General features: G+C 70.3%; 16 protein-coding genes and 1 riboswitch. Of the genes, 4 read left to right on the top strand and 12 right to left on the bottom strand.

Annotated features, from left to right (window positions below):
* Positions 1 to 58: 58 nt before the first annotated feature.
* Genes bioD through AB0M73_RS19785 form a run of 3 tightly spaced genes read right to left on the bottom strand, consistent with a single transcriptional unit; the run spans position 59 to position 2,768 of the window.
* Positions 59 to 775 carry a dethiobiotin synthase gene (gene bioD / locus AB0M73_RS19795; RefSeq protein ID WP_043723115.1) on the bottom strand — a complete coding sequence of 239 codons (717 nt, stop codon included), beginning with the start codon at positions 773 to 775 and terminating at the stop codon, positions 59 to 61.
* Positions 776 to 810: 35 nt separating this feature from the next.
* The gene (locus AB0M73_RS19790) at positions 811 to 2,076 is read right to left on the bottom strand and encodes an adenosylmethionine--8-amino-7-oxononanoate transaminase (protein WP_363892284.1); all 1,266 of its coding nucleotides are present in this window, start codon (positions 2,074 to 2,076) and stop codon (positions 811 to 813) included.
* 11 nt (positions 2,077 to 2,087) lie between these two features.
* Positions 2,088 to 2,768 (bottom strand): response regulator transcription factor, encoded by a 681-nt coding sequence (locus tag AB0M73_RS19785; protein ID WP_363892282.1) that lies wholly within the window; start codon positions 2,766 to 2,768, stop codon positions 2,088 to 2,090.
* 120 nt (positions 2,769 to 2,888) lie between these two features.
* On the opposite strand from AB0M73_RS19785, the gene AB0M73_RS19780 reads away from it, so the two are divergent.
* On the top strand, positions 2,889 to 3,923 hold the full coding sequence (locus AB0M73_RS19780; protein ID WP_363892406.1) for an alpha/beta hydrolase: 1,035 nt from the start codon (positions 2,889 to 2,891) through the stop codon (positions 3,921 to 3,923).
* Here the strand turns inward: AB0M73_RS19780 and AB0M73_RS19775 are convergent.
* The 4 genes from AB0M73_RS19775 to dnaE all read right to left on the bottom strand — a co-directional run bounded on the left by AB0M73_RS19775 (position 3,920) and on the right by dnaE (position 11,013).
* Positions 3,920 to 4,450, bottom strand: a complete 531-nt coding sequence (locus tag AB0M73_RS19775) for a nucleotidyltransferase family protein (protein WP_363892280.1) — start codon at positions 4,448 to 4,450, stop codon at positions 3,920 to 3,922. The genes AB0M73_RS19780 and AB0M73_RS19775 overlap by 4 nt on opposite strands.
* Before the next feature lie 74 nt (positions 4,451 to 4,524).
* Positions 4,525 to 6,057 (bottom strand): S53 family peptidase, encoded by a 1,533-nt coding sequence (locus AB0M73_RS19770; RefSeq protein ID WP_363892278.1) that lies wholly within the window; start codon positions 6,055 to 6,057, stop codon positions 4,525 to 4,527.
* Positions 6,058 to 6,132: 75 nt separating this feature from the next.
* Entirely contained in the window at positions 6,133 to 7,347 is a 1,215-nt protein-coding gene (locus tag AB0M73_RS19765; RefSeq protein WP_363892276.1) for a cytochrome P450, read from the bottom strand.
* Positions 7,348 to 7,476: 129 nt separating this feature from the next.
* Positions 7,477 to 11,013: a DNA polymerase III subunit alpha gene (dnaE, locus tag AB0M73_RS19760; RefSeq protein WP_363892274.1), complete on the bottom strand. Its 3,537-nt coding sequence runs from the start codon at positions 11,011 to 11,013 to the stop codon at positions 7,477 to 7,479.
* Between the two features lie 221 nt (positions 11,014 to 11,234).
* Here dnaE and AB0M73_RS19755 point away from each other — a divergent pair, with 221 nt between their 5' ends.
* Positions 11,235 to 11,978: a tetratricopeptide repeat protein gene (locus AB0M73_RS19755; protein ID WP_363892272.1), complete on the top strand. Its 744-nt coding sequence runs from the start codon at positions 11,235 to 11,237 to the stop codon at positions 11,976 to 11,978.
* Here AB0M73_RS19755 and AB0M73_RS19750 read toward each other — a convergent pair.
* Positions 11,944 to 13,602 carry a hypothetical protein gene (locus AB0M73_RS19750; protein WP_363892270.1) on the bottom strand — a complete coding sequence of 553 codons (1,659 nt, stop codon included), beginning with the start codon at positions 13,600 to 13,602 and terminating at the stop codon, positions 11,944 to 11,946. The genes AB0M73_RS19755 and AB0M73_RS19750 overlap by 35 nt on opposite strands.
* 129 nt (positions 13,603 to 13,731) lie before the next feature.
* On the opposite strand from AB0M73_RS19750, the gene AB0M73_RS19745 reads away from it, so the two are divergent.
* Positions 13,732 to 14,679, top strand: coding sequence for an AsnC family protein (locus AB0M73_RS19745; RefSeq protein ID WP_363892268.1), 948 nt, complete (start codon positions 13,732 to 13,734; stop codon positions 14,677 to 14,679).
* Positions 14,680 to 14,819: 140 nt separating this feature from the next.
* On the opposite strand, the gene AB0M73_RS19740 is transcribed toward AB0M73_RS19745, so the two are convergent.
* From AB0M73_RS19740 to AB0M73_RS19730, 3 genes are read right to left on the bottom strand one after another with little or no spacing between them, the layout of a single operon-like run.
* On the bottom strand, positions 14,820 to 15,704 hold the full coding sequence (locus tag AB0M73_RS19740; protein WP_363892404.1) for an RluA family pseudouridine synthase: 885 nt from the start codon (positions 15,702 to 15,704) through the stop codon (positions 14,820 to 14,822).
* A gap of 37 nt (positions 15,705 to 15,741) precedes the next feature.
* Complete coding sequence (gene lspA / locus AB0M73_RS19735) at positions 15,742 to 16,263, bottom strand: signal peptidase II (protein WP_363892402.1); 522 nt, start codon at positions 16,261 to 16,263, stop codon at positions 15,742 to 15,744.
* A 56-nt stretch (positions 16,264 to 16,319) separates the two neighbouring features.
* The gene (locus AB0M73_RS19730; RefSeq protein WP_363892266.1) at positions 16,320 to 17,675 is read right to left on the bottom strand and encodes an aminotransferase class V-fold PLP-dependent enzyme; all 1,356 of its coding nucleotides are present in this window, start codon (positions 17,673 to 17,675) and stop codon (positions 16,320 to 16,322) included.
* A gap of 38 nt (positions 17,676 to 17,713) precedes the next feature.
* Positions 17,714 to 17,830, bottom strand: a riboswitch (SAM riboswitch).
* A gap of 177 nt (positions 17,831 to 18,007) precedes the next feature.
* On the opposite strand from AB0M73_RS19730, the gene AB0M73_RS19725 reads away from it, so the two are divergent.
* Complete coding sequence (locus AB0M73_RS19725; protein ID WP_363892264.1) at positions 18,008 to 18,283, top strand: hypothetical protein; 276 nt, start codon at positions 18,008 to 18,010, stop codon at positions 18,281 to 18,283.
* Between the two features lie 7 nt (positions 18,284 to 18,290).
* On the opposite strand, the gene AB0M73_RS19720 is transcribed toward AB0M73_RS19725, so the two are convergent.
* On the bottom strand, positions 18,291 to 18,728 hold the full coding sequence (locus tag AB0M73_RS19720; protein WP_363892262.1) for an SRPBCC family protein: 438 nt from the start codon (positions 18,726 to 18,728) through the stop codon (positions 18,291 to 18,293).
* Positions 18,729 to 18,762 lie beyond the last annotated feature (34 nt).

The following is an 18,762-nucleotide window of genomic DNA, read 5'->3' as shown; positions in this document are numbered from 1 at the left end:
TGGCCAGCAGTCTGCCTCACGCGACCTCGTCACATCGGGCTACATCGTGTTACGAGTCTCACGCGGTGAACTGCTCGGCGAACACGTCCGGATCGAACGTGCCGCCGAGCCACGGTGACATGGCGGCCCGAGCGACCTCAAGAAAGTCTGAGGGGTCCAACAGTCCTGCGCCCTCGGGCAGCGCGCCGAGCAGCGGACCACCGGCCGCCTCTGGTAGGTCGACGAGGTTGCAGCGCGACGCCAGGTCCGGCTCGGACGGCCAGCTGCCGATCACCACGCCCGCGCACTCGATGCCCCGTTTGAGCAGCACCTCGGCCGTCAGGGCGGTGTGGTTGAGCGTGCCCAGGCCGGCCTGGGAGACGATCAGGACCAACGCGTTGAGCGCCCAGGCCACGTCGGCCAGGGTCGCCCCCTCGTCGTCGAACCGGACGAGCAGCCCGCCCGCGCCCTCGACCAGCACCAGGTCGTGCTCGGCGGCCAGCTCGGCGACCACGGAGGCGATCTCGCCGGGGTGCACCTGCGGCATGCCGGCACGGGCGGCGGCGGTGTCCGGGGCCAGCGGCTCCGGGAAGCGGCGCAGCTCACGCGTGGTGATCTTGCCGGCGAACCTCGCGACCTCGTCCAGGTCACCCGGCTCCTGCGGGCCGACGCCCGTCTGCGCGGGCTTGACCACGGCGACCCGCTGGCCGTTGTCCACCGCGAGGGCCGCGCAGGCCGCGGTGACCATGGTCTTGCCGACACCGGTGCCGGTGCCGGTGATCACGAGGATGTTCACGACCCATCAGGTTAGTGGTTCGCCCCGCCCCGCTCTCAGCCGACCGTCGCGGCCGCGACTATCGCGTGGCAGACCTGAGACAGGTCCTCGTCGGAAATCACGTACGGCGGCATGGTGTAGATGAGGTCGTTGAACGGCCGCAGCCACACTCCGTGATCGACGGCGGCCCGCTGCGCGGCGGCCATGTCGACGGGGTGGTCGAGCTGCACGGCCCCGATCGCGCCGAGGATCCGCACGTCCAGCACGCCCGGGACCTGCCGCGCGGCGTCCAGGGCGTGCAGGCCGGTCTCGATGCGCTTGATCTCCGCCCGCCAGTCCTGCCCCAGCAGCAGGTCGATGGACGCGTTGGCCACCGCCGAGGACAGCGGGTTGCCCATGTACGTCGGCCCGTGGGCCAGCACGGGGACCTCGCCCCTGGAGATGCCGTCGGCCACGCGAGACGTGCACAGCGCGGCCGACATGGTCATGTATCCGCCGGTCATGGCCTTGCCGACGCACATGACGTCCGGGCTGATCCCCGCGTGGTCGGCGGCGAACAGCTCGCCCGTGCGGCCGAAGCCGGTGGCGATCTCGTCGAACACCAGCAGCACGTCGTTGGCCAGGCTGACCTCCCGCAACACGTGCAGGTAGCGGGGGTCGTGGAAACGCATGCCGCCGGCGTTCTGCACGACCGGCTCGACGACGATCGCCGCCAACTCGTCGGCGTGCTGTTCGACCAGGTCCACGAGGTGCTGCACGTAGTCGTGCTCGAACTCGGCCGGCGGGGCATCGGCGAAGACCTGCTCCGGCAGGACGCCGGCCCACAGCGAGTGCATGCCGCCCTCGGGGTCGCAGACGCTCATCGGGTGGAAGGTGTCGCCGTGATAGCCGCGTCGCCACGTCAGCAGGCGGCGCTTGCCCGGCTTCCCGAGCGACCGCCAGTACTGCAGGCACATCTTGATCGCGACTTCCACCGACACCGAGCCCGAGTCGGCCAGGAACACGTGCTGCAACGGCTCCGGCGTGATCTCCACCAGCTTCGTGGCCAGGCGGACCGCCGGCTCGTGGGTGAGGCCGCCGAACATCACGTGGCTCATCCGTCCCAGCTGCTCCGTCACGGCCGCGTCCAGCACGGGGTGCCGGTAGCCGTGGATCGCCGACCACCAGGAGGCCATGCCGTCGACCAGCTCCCGCCCGTCGGCCAGCCGCAGCCGCACCCCCTCGGCCCCGGTGACCACCAGCGGATCGATCCGCCCGGGCATGGGCGCGTACGGGTGCCAGACGTGGGCGCGGTCGAGGGCGCTGAGCTCGTCGGGAGTCACGAGCGAGCACCCTAACCCGGGCGGACCAATCCGGTCTCGTACGCGAACACCACTGCCTGCGCGCGGTCGCGTAACCCTAGTTTCGGCAGGATCCGGCTCACGTGCGTCTTGACCGTGGAGTGGGCCAGGTGCAGGCGGCCGGCGATCTCCGCGTTGGTCCGGCCCGCCGCCAACTCCACCAGGACCTCGCGTTCACGGGGTGTGAGCAGGCCGATGCGGTCGTTTTTCGGGGCGCTCCCGGCCCTTCTCGCCTCGGCCACGGCCCTCTCGCGGTCGGCTGTCACCTGCTGTCGCCGTTGCCGCATCACCGCGCCCAGCACCGACGCGGCGAGGGCGCCCATGGTCAGGAAGGCCGCTGAGACGAGGAATCCTCCGCCCCAGGCCATGGCGTACAGGACGATGCCGGCTTCGAGCAACGCGGCGGCCGCTATCAGCCAGCGCCGGGCCATGTGCGCGCCGACGGTGTAGACCGCCACCAGCAGCGCCATGTCCGCCGGCAGCCGCAAGTCCAGCAGCCACTGGACAAACGCCGCCGCCGCGATCAGCCCGAACACCAGCGCCGGCGCCTGTCTCCGCCACATCAGCGGCGCCACCAACGCCACCTGCAGCGGCACGGCCTCCTGCGTCAAGGCAAAGGCCACGAGGAAAACCGCGGCGGCCAGCAGGGCATCCACCGCCAGCACACGTTTCACGCGACGGAATCTATTCCCGACCAGCTGAGAAATCCCTGAGCTACATCCCGCGACATAGCTGGATTCACATCTCCAGACCGACGCGCCAGATGCGCCGATCGCCCTAGCGTCGACTCCGTGATGAGCATCCTCACCGCGGCTGTGATGGTCGCGGCAACCGTGACGGGCATCCACCTGCCCGCGCCGACCGGGCCCTTTCCGGTCGGCAGCAGCACTCTGCACCTCGTCGACCATGACCGACCGGACCTCTGGGTCCCGTCCAGCCCCCGTGAACTGATGGTCAGCCTCTACTACCCCGCCTTCCCCGGCGGTCCACCCGTCCCCTACGCCACCGCCGCCGAGACCCAGCTTCTCGTGCAGGCCCAGGGTTTCCCCGTCTCCGCCGCCCCGGCCTTCGCCGCCGCCAGAACCAACAGCCGGGTTTCGCGACCTCTCCCCGGCCGCCGGCCGTTGATCCTGTTGTCCCCCGGCCTCGGCGCGCCCCGCTACACCTTGACCACTTTGGCCGAGGACCTGGCCAGCCACGGCTACGTCGTCGCCGCCATCGACCACGCCTACGAGTCCGTCGGCACCCTGTTCCCCGGCAACCGCATGCCGCCGTGCCTCGCCTGTGCCGCAACCGATCTGCGCCCCCTGACCCTCAACCGCGGCCAGGACGCCTCGTTCGTCGTCGACCAGCTCACCCGCCGCTATCCCGGTTTGATCGACCCCACTCGCATCGGCATGGCCGGCCACTCCATCGGCGGCGCCAGCGCCTTGGCCGCCATGGAGGCCGATCCCCGCATCCTTTCCGGCGTCAATCTCGACGGCGCCTTCCACGTCGACGCCCCATCCGGCATGAGCCGCCCGTTCCTCATGCTCGGCAACGAAACCCACCGGCCCGGCGGTGCCGACTCCACCTGGGACCAGGTCTTCCCGCAGCTCACCGGCTGGCACCGCTGGCTCACCGTCACCGGCTCCAGCCACCTCTCCTTCACCGACGCCCCAACCTTGTTGGCACAGATCGGCCTCCCCATGCCCGGCCTCTCCGCCGACCGCTCTATCGCCATCACCCGCGACTACGTCACAGCCTTCTTCGATCAGACCTTGAAAGGCCAGCACCGATCCATCCTCGACGGCCCCACCCCAACCAACCCGGAGGTGGTGTTCAACTAGTCTTCGTTCGGCCAGGGCAGCACCGTCAGCTCCGGCCACTTCTCGCGCCAGCGCCGGGTCTTCGTCTCATAGACGTGGCGCGGTGCCAGCACCGGATTGGGCCGCACAACGAGGTTGAACACATCGGCGAGCCCGTGGGGCGCATAGACACGCCAGTCATCGGCCCCGGTCCGGCGAACGCCCAGACAACAGGTCGTCGCCGCGAACGAGTCGATGGCCGCCTCGGTCGACGAATGGGGTTCGCACGACACACCGAAGCTGTCCTGGTACCACAGATGGACCCGCGCTTCGTTGCAGATCTCCACCACGGCCGGCAGGTCGCCGAACAGTTGGGCACCGGCCTCGACAACCGCGTTCTCGGCTTCACGGCTGAGGTCCGAGCCGTCGAAGTAGAACAGGTCGTAGTCCTTGATCCCCTCGGTCGGTGGCCGACCGGTGACCACGTTCCACACGGTCTGGAACAGGCACCCACCGGTCAGATACCAGCCGGGAAGGTCGAACTCCGCGGCCCGGTTCAGCACCTCCACCAACAGTTCGTTGCGGTTCAGCGCCGCGCGGAGGGCGTCCAGTTGCTCGGTGACGGCCAGCCGGCCGGTCCTCGTCACTGTCCGGTGAGCCGCTGACGCAACACCGCCAGCAAGGCGTTGCCGTCGGGGGAACCGAGGCCGGTGCACGGGTCCCAGCCCGGAGAGGCCGGGTAGCCCTGGTTGTCGCCGGCGGTGACGTCCCGGAAGCCGGAGGTGAGCACACCGGGCTGGGAATCCTTGTACAGCAAGGGTTGCACCAATCCGAGGGGCCGGCCGAGGTGCTGGACGAGGCGGGCGACGAGGGCGGACCAGAGCGGGGCGACGGCGCTGGTGCCGCCGGCGGGGTAGCTCTTGCCGTGCACCAGGACCATGTAGCCGGTGTTGGGGTCGGCGACGGCGCTGACGTCGGGCACGCCACGGCCGGAATCCGGGACGCCGCAAGCGGATTGGTAGTCGGGGCGGGGGAAGAAGGCGCTGACCCCGCCGCCGGTGGCGTGGTCGCCGACGCCGTTGTTCCACACCGTCTCACTGCCGATGACGCCGGTCGCGGAATCGGCGCGAAGGGAGGTTCCACCACAGGACAACACATGCGGGCTCGATGCGGGGAAGTCGACGTGCTGCTTGCCGTCGGTCTGCTCGTCGGCGGCGCCCCAGTCTCCGCTGGAGGCGACGACGGTGACGCCGAGGGCCGCGGCATCGGCGAAGGCGTCGTCCAGGGCCGTACGGGTCTGCTCGGTCCACAGCTCCTCGGCCGCGCCCCAGCTGATGCTCACCGCCGCCGGTGTCGGCGAGGCGTGCACCGCCGTGCTGACCGCGTCCACAAAGCCCTGATCGGTGTTCGGGGCGAAGTAGACAAGCTGCTGCACCTCCGGCGCCAGCCCGCCGATCACCTCGATATCCAGCAGCACCTCGTCATCCACGCCGGAGTTGGGCGTGTTGGCGCCCCCATCCACGCTCACCGCCCGCACCGCCACCGGGCCCACAGCCAGCCCTTGGAAGTACGTCGCCAGCTCGGCATCGGTGTAGCCGCCACCGAGCTCGATCACGGCAACAGTCGACGCCACCCCGTCGACCGCCGGCGGAAAGCCGTAGATCTTGCCCAACACGGGCGGTGTGTACCCCACTTTGGCCTCCACGGCCGGGGAAGCGGCCGGGCGGCGGGCCTGAGGCCGATCGTCCAGGCCCAGCACGGCCTGCACGACGCCGGCCAGTTCCGACGGCACCTCCAACGCCCCGACCCGCTGCCGCAACCGGGTGTCGCCAAGGGACACGGCCTCCAACGACACACCGAACGCCCGGTGCAGGGCGGCCAGATCACCTCGGACGGACAGACGTCGCGACGCCGGGTCCTCGGCCACCACGGAGAGGCCGAGTCCACTCAGGACGGTCCGAACCCGGAGCACGTCGGCGGGATCGGCCCCGTAGCGGTCGGCCAGCTCCTGCCGGCCGATCACCGAGGGCCCGGACACGAGACCGGCCGGCAGCGCCGCCCGCCGCCGAAGCACCACCGTTGCGGTGACTTCGGTCGACGGGTCGAGCGTGCCGGCCGGGGTGAAGCCGTGGGCCGCCGGGCGAGTGCTTCCGGCCAGGACTACTCGTGCTGCCATGCCCCGATGGTCACAGACCCAGCCTCGCTGGCGCTCGGCAGGTCCCTGCGCTCAACGGCAACCTAGCAAGCTCGGTCACAGGACCACGGGCAGCTTCTCAAGCCCGTGGATCAGGATGCTGACCCGCCACTGGAGCTCGGCCGCCGACTCCGCCAGCTTCATGTCCGGGAACGCCGTGAGCAGGCCGCGGAAGGCGATCTCGCCCTCCAGCCGGGCCAGCGGCGCGCCGAGGCAGTAGTGGATGCCGTGGCCGAAGGCCAGGTGCCCGCCGAGCGGACGGGTGACGTCGAGCTCGTCGGCGTGCTCGAACCGGTCGCCGTCGCGGTTGGCCGAGCCCAGGCCGACCAGCACCAGCGAGTCGGCCGGGATGGTGACGTCGCCGACCACCACCGGCTCGGTGGTGAACCGGAACGTGGACATGTTGACCGGGCTGCGGAAGCGCAGGAACTCCTCGACCGCGCCGGCCATCAGCGACGGGTCGGCCTTGAGCTTGGCCAGCTGCTCCGGATGGTTGAGCAGGGCCAGCATGCCGTTGCCGATCAGGTTGACCGTGGTCTCGTGCCCGGCGACCAGCAGCAGGAAGGCCATGGAGACCAGTTCCTGCTCGCTGAACCGGTCGCTGTCCTCGCTGGTCTCGATCAGCGCCGACAGCAGGTCCTCGCCGGGGTTGGCCCGCTTGGCCGCGACCAGCTGCATCAGGTAGCCGGCCATCCACTTGCCGGCGGCCTGCGTCTCCTCCGCGCCGGAGCTGGCGATCAGCGTGTTGGAGGCACGGCGGAACTCGTCGCGGTCCTTGTCGTCCACGCCCAGCAGCTCGCTGATCACGGTGATCGGCAGCGGGAAGGCGAACACGTCCAGCAGGTCGACCTCGTCGCCGGCGGTCAGCCGACCCAGCAGCTCGGCGGTGATCTCCTCGATGCGCGGCCGCATCTGCTCGATGCGCCGGGCGGTGAACGCCTTGGTGACCAGGCGGCGCAGCCGGGTGTGGTCCGGCGGGTCCATCGACAGCATGTGCGCGTTCAGGTCGGGGGAGAACTCCCGGGCCCCGCCCTCGTCGGTCTTGTTCCGCTCCATGGCGTTGCGCATGCCGGCGCTGTTCTTCTGCACGGTCGGGTCGGCCAGCACCGCCTTGGCCTCGTCGTACCGGCTGACCACCCACACCCGGAAGCCGTTGGGGGTGATCACCTCACGGGCCGGGGCCTCGGCGCGTAGCTCGGCCTGGAAGGACTGCGGGTCCTGGAAGAACTCCGGCGTGAACAAGTTCGCGGGCGCCGTCTCGGTGCCTGTCATGGGCTTCCCCTAACCATGCCACGTAATTGGGGTTCACCAACGATAGGTTAACCCCGTTTACAACAGTGTGCCCACGTGCACCCCCAGGCGCACCCATTATCGATGAATGTGCCCGGGCTCACAGCCGTTTCAGCCCAGGCAACCCGGTCCCAACAGGGCCTTGAGGTCGCCCATCAGTGACGGTGAGGGATCCACCCGCAGCCCGTCGTCCAGCCGCAGCATGGTGCCGCGCCGGCCGTTCATCAGGTTCAGGTGCACCTCGGTCGAGCCGGGGTGCGACTTGAGCACGTCCTTGAGCTGGGCCACCAGCGGCCGCGTGCACTTGGCGGCGTGCATGGTCAGCTTGATCGGCATGCCGCTGGCCGCCATCTCCAGGTCCGGCAGGGCCAGGTCGTTGGCGATCAGCGAGATCCGGTCGTCGCGCCGGGCGATACGGGCCTTGACCAGCACGATGGCGTCCTCGGCCACGCTCATCCCGACCACCGAGTAGGTCTTCGGGAAGAACAGCACCTCGATGCCGCCGGCCAGGTCCTCCAACTGCGCGGACGCCCACGACTCGCCGGACTTGTTGATGCGCCTGGTCACCGAGGCCAGGATGCCGCCGACTGTCACCTGCGCGCCGTCGGGCAGGTTGCCCTCCAGGATGGTCGCGATCGCGGTGTCGGCCTGGGCCTCCAGCACGCGCTCCACGCCGTTGAGCGGGTGCCCGGACACGTACAGGCCCAACATCTCCCGCTCCAGCGTCAGCTGGTGCTTGGAGTCCCACTGCTCGTCGGGCACCTTCACGTCGAACACGCTGGCGCCGAGATCCTCGCCGCCGTCCCCGGCGCCGAACAGGTCGAACTGGTTGTCCGCCTCGGCCTTCTTGGTGACCATCATCGCGTCGACCGCGTCGATGTGGACCATGTGCAGGCCCTTGCGCGGGTGGCCGAGCGAGTCGAACGCGCCGGCCTTGATCAGCGATTCGATGACCTTCTTGTTGCAGGCGTTGACATCCACCTTGCGCAGGTAGTCGGAGAAGTCGGTGAACGCGCCCTTCTGGGTGCGGGCCGCGACGATCGAGTCGACCACGTTGGCGCCGACGTTGCGTATGGCGCCGAGGCCGAACCGGATGTTCTCGCCGACCGGCGCGAACTCGCGCATCGAGTCGTTGACGTCCGGCGGCAGCACGGTGATGCCCATCTTGCGGCACTCGGCCAGGTAGATCGCGGCCTTGTCCTTGTCGTCGCCGACCGAGGTGAGCAGGCCGGCCATGTACTCGGCCGGGAAGTTCGCCTTGAGGTACGCCGTCCAGTACGACACAAGTCCGTACGCGGCCGAGTGGGCCTTGTTGAAGGCGTAGTCGGCGAACGGGACCAGGATCTCCCACAGGGTCTTGACGGCGTCCTGGGGGTAGCCGTTGTCCAGCATGCCCTTCTCGAAGCCGGCGTACTCCTTGTCCAGGATCTCCTTCTTCTTCTTGCCCATCGCGCGGCGCAGCAGGTCGGCCTGTCCCAGCGTGTAGCCGGCCAGCTTCTGCGCGATGGCCATGACCTGCTCCTGGTACACGATCAGGCCGTAGGTCGTGCCGAGGATGTCCTTGAGCGGCTCCGCCAGCGACGGGTGGATCGGCGTGATCTCCTGCTGCTTGTTCTTGCGCAGCGCGTAGTTCGTGTGCGACTTGGCGCCCATCGGGCCCGGCCGGTAGAGCGCGCCGACTGCGGAGATGTCCTCGAAGTTGTCCGGGCGCATCAGGCGCAGCAGGTCCCGCATGGGCCCGCCGTCCAGCTGGAACACGCCCAGCGTGTCGCCCCGGCCGAGCAGCTCGTAGGTCTTCTTGTCGTCCAGCGCCAGGGTGTCCAGGTCGGGCGGGGTCTTGCCGTTGAGCGTGATGTTCTTCATCGTGTCGTCGATGACCGTGAGGTTGCGCAGGCCGAGGAAGTCCATCTTCAGCAGGCCGAGCGTCTCGCAGGTCGGGTAGTCGAACTGCGTGATGATCGAGCCGTCCTGCGGCCGCTTCCACACCGGGATGTGGTCGGTCAGCGTCTCCGCGGACATGATCACCGCGCAGGCGTGCACGCCGGCGTTGCGGATCAGGCCCTCCAGGCCGCGGCCGGTGTCGATGATCTCCTTGACCTGCGGGTCCTGCTCGTAGAGCGCGCGGATCTCGGTGGCCTCGCCGTAGCGCTTGTGCTGCGGGTCGAACAGGCCGTTGAGCGGGATGTCCTTGGCCATCACGGCCGGCGGGTAGGCCTTGGAGATCCGGTCGGCCACCGCGTAGCCGGGCTGGCCGTAGAGCACGCGGGCCGAGTCCTTGATGGCCGCCTTGGCCTTGATGGTGCCGAAGGTGATCACCTGGGCGACCTTGTCCTCGCCCCACTTCTCGGTCACGTACCGGATGACGTCGCCGCGCCGGCGCTCGTCGAAGTCGATGTCGATGTCGGGCGGGCTGACGCGGTCGGGGTTGAGGAAGCGCTCGAAGATCAGGCCGTGGGCCAGCGGGTCGAGGTCGGTGATGCCCATCGCGTAGGCGATCAGCGCGCCTGCCGCGGAGCCACGGCCCGGGCCGACCCGGATGCCGTTGTTCTTGGCCCACATGATGAAGTCGGCGACCACCAGGAAGTAGGCCGGGAAGCCCATCTGCAGGATGACGCCGATCTCGAACTCGACCTGCTTGCGGTGCTCCTCGTCGATGCCGCCCGGGAACCGGCGCTCCATGCCGGCCCACACCTGCTGCTTGAAGTACTCGTCCTCGGTCATGCCCTCGGGGATCGGGAACCGCGGCATCAGGTTGTGGAACTTGAACATTTCGGTGGTGTCGACCTTCTCGGCCACCAACAGCGTGTTGCGGCACCCCTCCTGCCAGGCGTCGGAGGAGTCGATCGCCCGCATCTCCTCCGGCGACTTCAGGTAGTAGCCGGTGCCGTCGAACTTGAACCGGGTCGGGTCCTGGAGGGTCTTGCCGGTCTGCACGCACAGCAGCACGCCGTGGGCGTCCCGATCCGTGTCGTAGGTGTAGTGCGAGTCGTTGGTCACCACGAACGGCAGCTTCAGCTGCCGGGCCACGTTGACCAGGCCGTCGCGGACCCGGCTCTCGATCTCGATGCCGTGGTCCATCAGCTCCACGAAGAAGTTGCCCTCGCCGTAGATGTCCTTCCAGTCCGATGCGGCCTGCAGGGCCTCCTTGTCCTGGCCCAGCCGCAGCCGGGTCTGCACCTCGCCCGACGGACAGCCGGTGGTGGCCATCAGGCCCTTGGAGTTGGCCGCCAGCAGCTCCCGGTCCATCCGCGGCCACTTGCCCAGCTGGCCCTCGAGGCTGGCGTAGCTGGAGGCGCGCATCAGGTTGTGCAGGCCCTCGTTGCTGGCCGCCCAGATCGTCTGGTGCGTGTAGGCGCCGCTGGCCGACACGTCGTCGTTCTTCTGGTGCGGCTCGCCCCAGGTGATGCGCCGCTTGTCATGTCGGGAGCCCGGCGCCATGTACGCCTCGATGCCGACGATCGGCTTCACCCCGGCGGCGGTGGCCTGCCTGAAGAAGTCGTAGGCCCCGTACATGTTGCCGTGGTCGGTGATCGCCGCCGCGGGCATGCCCAGCCGAGTGCACTCGGCGAACATGTCCTTGAGCTTGGCGGCTCCGTCGAGCATCGAGTACTCGGTGTGCACGTGCAGGTGCACGAACGAGTCGGACATTGGTGACGGCCTCCCCTGGGCTCAGCGACGTGCCCGCCTATCTTGCCTCCTCACCCGCGCCCCGCCGGCATCGGACACACGGACTACTCTCCGCTACTTCCACTGGACAGAAAGTCCCAGCTCAGCATCGGGCATTCGCGACTGTCGGCGAACACGAGGTCACGGGCGTCTAGGGGCCTGCCCCCTTCCGCCCGGGCGCGGTCTTGGTGAGCATGCCGGCCATGGACGATCTCCTGGCCACGGCGCGGCGGAGGTTCGACGCGGGGGACGCAGTGGCAGCGCTTGCACCGGCGCAGCGGGCGCTGGCCGAGGCGGAGCCGGGCTCCGCGCAGGCGGCCAACATCCACGTGGCGTTGAGCGCGATCCACGAGCGGCTCTCGCAGTACGACGAGGCGGAACACCATGCGCGACAAGCGGTAGCGCTCACCGACATGCCGCCGCACGGCCGGTTGCGGGTGCACGCGCTGGCCAGCCTGGCGGTGATGGCGCGCATCCGCGACCGTCTCGACGAGGCCGAGGGGCTGTACCTGTCGGCGCTGGCGCTGGCCGAGGAGGACACCGCGAGCCTGCTGTGCGGCCTCGGCATCGTGCACAAGTGCGCGGGCCGTTACGACGACGCGGAGCGGGTGTACCGGGAGGCGCTGGCGCTCATCGGCCCGGACGAGCCCGAGGCCGCCGCCGTGTGGCACAACCTGGGCGGCATCGAGCACTCACGCGGTCGGCACGCCGAGGGCGAACTCCACGCGCGGCGGTCGGTCGCCTTGCGGGAACGGGCGTTGGGCCCCGATCACCCCATCGTGGCGGCCGACCGCGCGGCGCTGGCGTCGCTGTTGGTGGGCCAGCGCCGGTTCGACGAGGCGAAGGACCTGTACCGCCAGGCTTTACTGGTGTTCCAACGCGTCTACCCCGCCGACCACCACAGCGTCACCGTCACGGCGCGGAATCTCGCGGCGCTGGAGCGCTGAGCGGCACGAGCACCGGGCCGGACTGTTGACAGGCCTGGCCGCAGGCGCTCTCCAGCGTGCAGCACAGAGAGCAGACGGCGCCGCCGTGGTGCACGCAGTCGACGATGTCCGGCAGCTCGAAGGGGTCTTCGCACACCTCGCACACGTGCGTGGCGGTGAGGTCGACCGCACCGGATTCGGGGCCGGACACGAGGTTCGGGCGCGCGAGGTAGTACTTGCCGCCGGTCAGCTTGGCCATCACCGGCACCGCGACCATGGCCAGCACCAGCGCGATGAACGGGCTCCACGCGGCGGCGATCGGCCCAAAAGCGCCGAAGTAGGCGACGACGGAGACGAGCGAGGCCAGCACCATCGAGCCGAAGCCGACGGGGTTCACGGCGTACAGGTAGGCCCGCTTGAACTCGATGTACGGCGGGCTCCAGCCCAGCGGCTTGCAGATCACCAGGTCGGCGACGACGGCCCCGATCCACGCGATGGCCACGTTGGAGTAGAAGCCGAGGATGTTGTTCAGGAACGCGAACGCCCCGAACTCCATGAGGGCCAGCGCGATGCCGCAGTTGACCAGCACGTACCAGGCGCGGCCGGGGTGGCGGTGCAGGACGCGGGAGAAGAAGTTGGCGAACGACAGCGACCCGGAGTAGGCGTTGGTCGTGTTGATCTTGATCTGGGAGACGACCACGAACAGCGCGGCCAGCGGCAGCGTGACGGCGCCGAGCACCGGGCGCACGGCCTCCACGTAGGGGGCGATCGGCTCCAGGACGGCGGACTGTCCGATCGCCCCCAACGCGCAGAACGCCAGGAACGCGCCGCCCAGCTGCTTGAGCGCCCCCAGCACCACCCAGCCGGGCCCGGCGGCGATCACGGCCGCCCACCAGGCCCGCCGGTTGGCCTCGGTCTTGGCCGGCATGAACCGCAGGTAGTCGGCCTGCTCCCCGATCTGCCCGATCAGCGACAGCGCCACGCCGGCCCCGAGACCGACCCCGGTCAGCGACAGGCCGCCGCCGAACGTCGTGAACTGGCCGAACCGCTCCGGGTGGGTGGCCAGCACGACGACGAACGGCAGCACCAGGCCGGCCAGCCACACCGGCTGCGTCCACGCCTGCAGCCGGGCCAGCGCCCGCATCCCGAACAGCACGAACGGCAGCACGATCAGCGTGGTCAGCAGGTAGCCCAGCGCCAGCGGCAGCCCGAAGGCCAGCTGGAACGCCTGGGCCATGATCGACCCCTCCAGCGAGAAGAAGATCACCGTGAAGCTGGCGTAGATCAGCGAGGTCAGCGTGGACCCGAAGTAGCCGAAGCCGGCGCCCCGGGTCAGCAGGTCCATGTCCACGCCGTAGCGGGCGCAGGCGGTGGCGATCGGGATGCCGGTCAGGAAGATGACCACCGCCGCGATGCCGATGGCCAGCGCCGCCGAGGAGAAGCCGTGCAGCATCACGATGCTGGCCCCGATGGCGAAGTCGGCCAGGTAGGCGATGCCGCCCAGCGCCGTGCCGGCCACCGCGAACGGGGACCAGCGGCGGAAGGACTGGGCGGCGTAGCGCAGCGAGAAGTCCTCGCTGCCCTCGTTGGCCGCGAGCCACGCGTAACGGCGCTTGGGCCCGGTCTTCGGCGCGGTGATGGTCATGGCACCCGACGGTAGGAAGCCCCTTTTACGTCCAGGTTCCGGCACTGTTACCCCACCGGGCAGGTGATCTTCGCGGATGCGACGCACCGGGACGGACGGTGCGCGGGTCGACCGGGTAGCGTGCCAGGCGTGGCCGTGCCGGATCCTGTCGACTTCCGTCTGCTCTCCCTGATCGCCGAGATGGGTCGGGCCGCGGTGCATGACGTCGCAGCGCGCCTGGGCATGGACCCTCGGGAGGCCGCCGCGCGCCTGGTGGCGCTGTCCGCGCAGGGCATGCCGCTGTTGGTCGGCGTGGAGTGCGACCCCAACGGCATCCGGGCCGCGCTGGCCGCCGCGAGCCGGCCGCAGCAGCAGTGGCCGCAGGGCTATCCCCAGCAGCAGCCCCAACAGCAGCCTCAGTACGCCCCGCCCCAGCAGCAGATGCCGCAGCCCCAGTACCAGCAGCAGCACCCCCAGCCGCAGTACGCCCCGCCGCCCCAGTACGCGCCGCCGCCGCAGAGCGTGCCGTTCCCCGCGCAGCAGCCCGCCGCTGCGCCCACGCCCGCGCAGCCCGCGGCCCCCGTGCCGCAGCCCGCCGGGGGCACCTGGGGTCCGCCGCAGACCTCGGCGTGGGCCCGTGGCGACGAGCAGACCGTCAAGGCCGAGCCCGTGCCCCCGCCCAAGTTCACCGTGGGCACCTCGCAGCAGACCGTGGGCCTGGAGGGCGAGCAGCTGTCCATCCAGCTCGTCGAGGTCGTCGACCCCGCCGACTTCCTCTTCACCGCCGCCGGCTACCGCCTCCAGGAGGGCGAGCGGGCCGTGGTCGTGCACACCGAGCTCACCAACCGCGGCACCGTGCCGTTCTCCTCGCTGCCCGACCTCTACCTGCTGCTGATCGCCGCCGACGGCCAGACCGTCTCCAAGGCCCCCGTGTCCCTGTCCTCCCGCCCGCCCCACCGCATCGGCGTCCAGCCGGGCGAGACCGCCGGCGGCCACACCGTCTACGTGCTGCCGGACTCCACGGAGCTCACCTCCGTCCGCTGGAGCCCCCGCCCCGACGACCCCGCCCACTCCCTCACCTGGGAGATCGAGCTCTAACCCCTGTTTTTTTCGCTACGTGAGTGGCTTAGGCGGCTTCTGAGCGAAAATGAGCCACTCACGTAGCCCTTGTTCCCCACCTGAGTGGCTCAAGTGGCGTCAGAAGCGAAATGAGCCACTCACGTGAGAAAAAGGCGGGGTCAGCTCTCCGCGCGGATGCGGTCGAGGGCGATGCGCAGGTCGTCCGGGTACTGGCTCTCAAACGTCACCCACTGGCCGTCGGCCGGGTGGTGGAAGGACAGGGACTTGGCCTGGAGCCACTGCCGGGTCAACGCCAGGCGCTTGGCCAGCACGGGGTCGGCGCCGTAGGTCAGGTCGCCGACGCAGGGGTGGTGCAGGGCGGAGAAGTGCACACGGATCTGGTGGGTGCGGCCGGTCTCCAGGTGCACCTCCAGCAGCGAGGCGGCGCGGAAGGCCTCCAGCATCTCGTAGTGCGTGATGCTGGGCCGGCCGGTGGCCACGACGGCCCACTTGTAGTCGTGCTTGGGGTGCCGGTCGATGGGCGCGTCGATGGTGCCGCGAGTCGGGTCGGGATGGCCCTGGACCAGCGCGTGGTAGACCTTGTCCACGGTGCGCTCCTTGAACGCCCGCTTCAGCACGGTGTAAGCGTGCTCGCTCTTGGCCACGACCATCACACCGGTGGTGCCGGCGTCCAGCCGGTGCACCACGCCCTGCCGCTCGGCCGCGCCGGAGGTGGAGATCCGGATGCCGGCGGCGGCCAGGCCGCCGAGCACGGTCGGGCCGGTCCAGCCGGGGGTGGGGTGCACGACCACGCCCACCGGCTTGTCGACCACCACCACGTCGTCGTCCTCGTGCAGCACGACGAGGCCCTCGACGGGAATGGCCTGCACGGTGACGGGCTGCGCGGGCGCGGGCAGCGTGACCTCCAGCCACGAGCCGGCGATCAGGCGGTCGGACTTGCCGACGGCGCGGCCGTCGACCACCACGTCGCCGGAGTCGGCGAGGGTGGCGACGGTGGTGCGGGACAGGCCGAGCAGCTTGGACAGGCCGGCGTCGACGCGCATGCCGTCGAGGCCGTCGGGCACGGGCAGCTCGCGAAGGTCACTCACTGGTCTTGGCCTCTCGCGTGGAGCGGCCGTCGTAGTCGCGGCCCAGGATGGCCATCAGCACGATGAGCGCGCCGCCGACGCAGATGGCCGAGTCGGCGAAGTTGAACACGGGGAAGTACTGGGCGTTGGGCCCGAACACGGAGATGAAGTCGACGACGTGCCCCTGCAGCGCGCCGGGGGCCCGGAAGATGCGGTCCAGCAGGTTGCCGAGGGCGCCGCCGAACACGAAGCCGAGGCCGACGGCCCAGCCGCGCGAGCGCAGCCGGGGCGCGACCCAGACGATCGCGGCCAGCACGCCGACGCAGATCACGCTGAACACCCACGTCATGCCCGTGACGCCGAGCGAGAACGCGGCGTACGGGTTGCGGATCACGTCCAGGTAGACCAGGCCGCCGGCGAGTTCGAGCGGCGGCTTGCCCTCGAGGTTCGCGACGACCAGTGCCTTGGTGACGATGTCCAGCGCCAGGGCGACGACAGCCGCTGTCACCAGCATGCCGATCCGGCGGGGCAGCAGCCGCTGCGCCGCGACCGGTTCGGTGTTGGGCTCGGTGCTCACCGGGCCATTGTCCCTCAGGCGGCGACGAAGGGCGGCAGCGGCCGGTTGTCGTCGGCCGGCACCCACCTGCCGTCCTCCTGCACGTACGTCCACTTCGGCCCGTTGGTGACGAGTTCACGCAGCGCGGCGACGAGACGGTCCACGTGCTCCACGGTGCTGCCGAGGCCCAGGCTGGCCCGCAGCGCGCGCTGCTCAGTGGCCTCCACGCGCTCCAGCAGGCGCCGGGTCGCCACGTGCGCGCAGAAGGCGCCGTCACGGACGCCGATGCCGTACTCCGCGGACAGCGCGGCGGCGATCAGGCCGGCCTCGTGGCCGTGGACGGTGAAGCTGACGACGCCGACGCGGTCGTTGTCGCCCTGGAAGATGGCCAGCTCGTGCAGGCCGGGGACGGTCTTGAGGCCCTCACGCAGCCGGGTCAGCAGCGCCTGCTCGTGGGCGACGATGCGGTCCCAGCCGTGGCGGGTGATCGTGTCGCAGGCCGCGGCCAGCGCGTGCACGCCGACGACGTTGGGCGACCCCGCCTCATGCCGCTCCGGCACGGCCGACCACGCGACGCCGAGGTGGTCGCCCCAGTCGACGACGCTCTTGGTGGCGCCGCCGCCGACCAGGTACGGCTCGGCCGCCTGCAGCCAGTCGGCCCGGCCGATCAGCGCGCCGGCGCCGTAGGGGGCGTACAGCTTGTGGCCCGACAGCACGGCGTAGTCGACGTCGAGGGCCTTGATGTCCACCGGGCGGTGCGGCGCGAGCTGCGCGGCATCCAGGGCGATGCGCGCCCCGAAGCGCCGGGCCACCTGGGCCAGCTCGGCCACCGGCCACAGCTCGCCCGTGACGTTCGAGGCCCCCGTGACCACGACCAGGCGCGGGCCCTCCGGGCACAGCTTCAGCGCCGCCTCCAGCGCCGGCACGGCCGCGGCCGCCGACTCCGGAGTCTGAATGCGACGGACGTTCGGGCCGCGCCAGGGCAGCAGCGCCGCGTGGTGCTCGGTGTCGAACAGCACCACGGAAGTGCGGCGCGGCAACGACTTCGCCAGCAGGTTGAGGGCGTCCGTGGTGTTGCGGGTGAACACCACCGTGTCGCTGCTACGGGCGCCCACGAAGCGCCGCAACGTGTTCCGGGCCTGCTCATAGACCTTTGTGGACACCTGCGAGGCGAATCCCGCGCCACGGTGCACACTCGCGTACCAGGGCAGCAGTTCGTCCACCGCGTCGCGGACCTGCTCCAGACACGGGGCGCTGGCCGCGTGGTCGAGATTGGCGTACGTGACGCGGTCTCCGGTCACCAGCGGCACGGACAGGCGGGCCCCGACCACTGCCGGCACGGTCGGGATGGTCTTGTCCGTGTTGCGGGCCGGCGGGATCGCGATGGTCACGGGGGTGCTCCTCGGGTCAGGGACCCGCACTGCACCCGGGTCCGCGCTTGCCCTTGTCGCCTGGTGCGACAGGGCCTGGTCCTCACCCGGGGCACCCCACCGCGGAGGAGGGTTGCCGGCCAGCAAGCCGGGGCTTGACGCTGGCACTCATGACCTAACGTCGACCACGGTAACCGACCGTGCGCGGATCCGTCGAGACGTCCTCTCACATCGTGAGAGCCGTCACTAACGGGTGTTTCTGTTCCCGGAGGGGTGAAGGCCCGGTCCATTTGCCGCCCGCCCGGCGCAGACTCGGCGGCGCACCACGTGTGGCCGACCGCCCGGAGGTAGTCATGTTCCGCGAGCTCGACGACGAGCTCAGTCGCCATCTGGCGATGCTCGCCGACCTCGCCCTCGATCCCGACGACCGCATCGTCAGCGGCGTCACCCGGGCCCAGCTCCCCCGCGTCGTCGACGCCGTCGCCACCCTGCTCAGCGAGCACTCCCCGGACCCGGCCGGCCGCTGCGGCGCCTGCCGCCCCGACCACTGGTGGCAGCCCCGCCCGGCGTTCCCCTGCCCCGCCTACCTGGCGGTGCACCGCGCCCTGTTCGCCGGCACCCTGAGCTGATCCCGCGTCAGGACTCCAGCCGGGTCTTCAGGTTGGCCAGGTCCTTGCGGTTGGCCCGGCGCATCTCCATCGCCATCATCGGCGCGGCCACGGTGGCGAAGCCGGACGGCGACCCGCTGTTACGCAGCGTCATCCGTGTCCGCGTGGGCCCGACCGCCTCCCAGGTGTAGGTCGTCCGCATCGGGAACGGCCCCTGGGCGGTCTGCATGACCAGCCGTGAACCGGGCTCATGTTCGACGATCTCGTAGGTGTAGGCCAGTTCCCGGCCGAGGAACCGCGCCACGAAGGCCACCCGCGAGCCGACGGCCACCGGCGGCTCGGTCTCCCAGCGCACGGAGCGGATGTTGACGTACCACTCCGGGGCATTGCCCGGGCCGGCCGCGTAGTCGGCGACCCGCGCGAGCGGGGCGTCGATGACGATCTCGGTCCGGACGTCGACGGCCATGCTCGTTTGTCGCTCCCGCGCCGCCCGGGGTTAC

The sequence above is a fragment of the Kutzneria sp. NPDC051319 genome (genome assembly GCF_040682195.1).
Lineage (GTDB): Bacteria > Actinomycetota > Actinomycetes > Mycobacteriales > Pseudonocardiaceae > Kutzneria.
This window is presented reverse-complemented; position numbering and strand designations above follow the sequence as displayed.

Bases quoted from the DNA above. Each gene is read 5' to 3' on its own strand.
- AB0M73_RS19780 (WP_363892406.1), top strand. From the start codon at position 2,889: ATGAGCATCCTCACCGCGGCTGTGATGGTCGCGGCAACCGTGACGGGC.
- AB0M73_RS19770 (WP_363892278.1), bottom strand. From the start codon at position 6,057: ATGGCAGCACGAGTAGTCCTGGCCGGAAGCACTCGCCCGGCGGCCCAC.
- AB0M73_RS19765 (WP_363892276.1), bottom strand. From the start codon at position 7,347: ATGACAGGCACCGAGACGGCGCCCGCGAACTTGTTCACGCCGGAGTTC.
- dnaE (WP_363892274.1), bottom strand. From the start codon at position 11,013: ATGTCCGACTCGTTCGTGCACCTGCACGTGCACACCGAGTACTCGATG.
- AB0M73_RS19755 (WP_363892272.1), top strand. From the start codon at position 11,235: ATGGACGATCTCCTGGCCACGGCGCGGCGGAGGTTCGACGCGGGGGAC.
- AB0M73_RS19750 (WP_363892270.1), bottom strand. From the start codon at position 13,602: ATGACCATCACCGCGCCGAAGACCGGGCCCAAGCGCCGTTACGCGTGG.
- AB0M73_RS19740 (WP_363892404.1), bottom strand. From the start codon at position 15,704: ATGCGCGTCGACGCCGGCCTGTCCAAGCTGCTCGGCCTGTCCCGCACC.
- AB0M73_RS19725 (WP_363892264.1), top strand. From the start codon at position 18,008: ATGTTCCGCGAGCTCGACGACGAGCTCAGTCGCCATCTGGCGATGCTC.
- AB0M73_RS19720 (WP_363892262.1), bottom strand. From the start codon at position 18,728: ATGGCCGTCGACGTCCGGACCGAGATCGTCATCGACGCCCCGCTCGCG.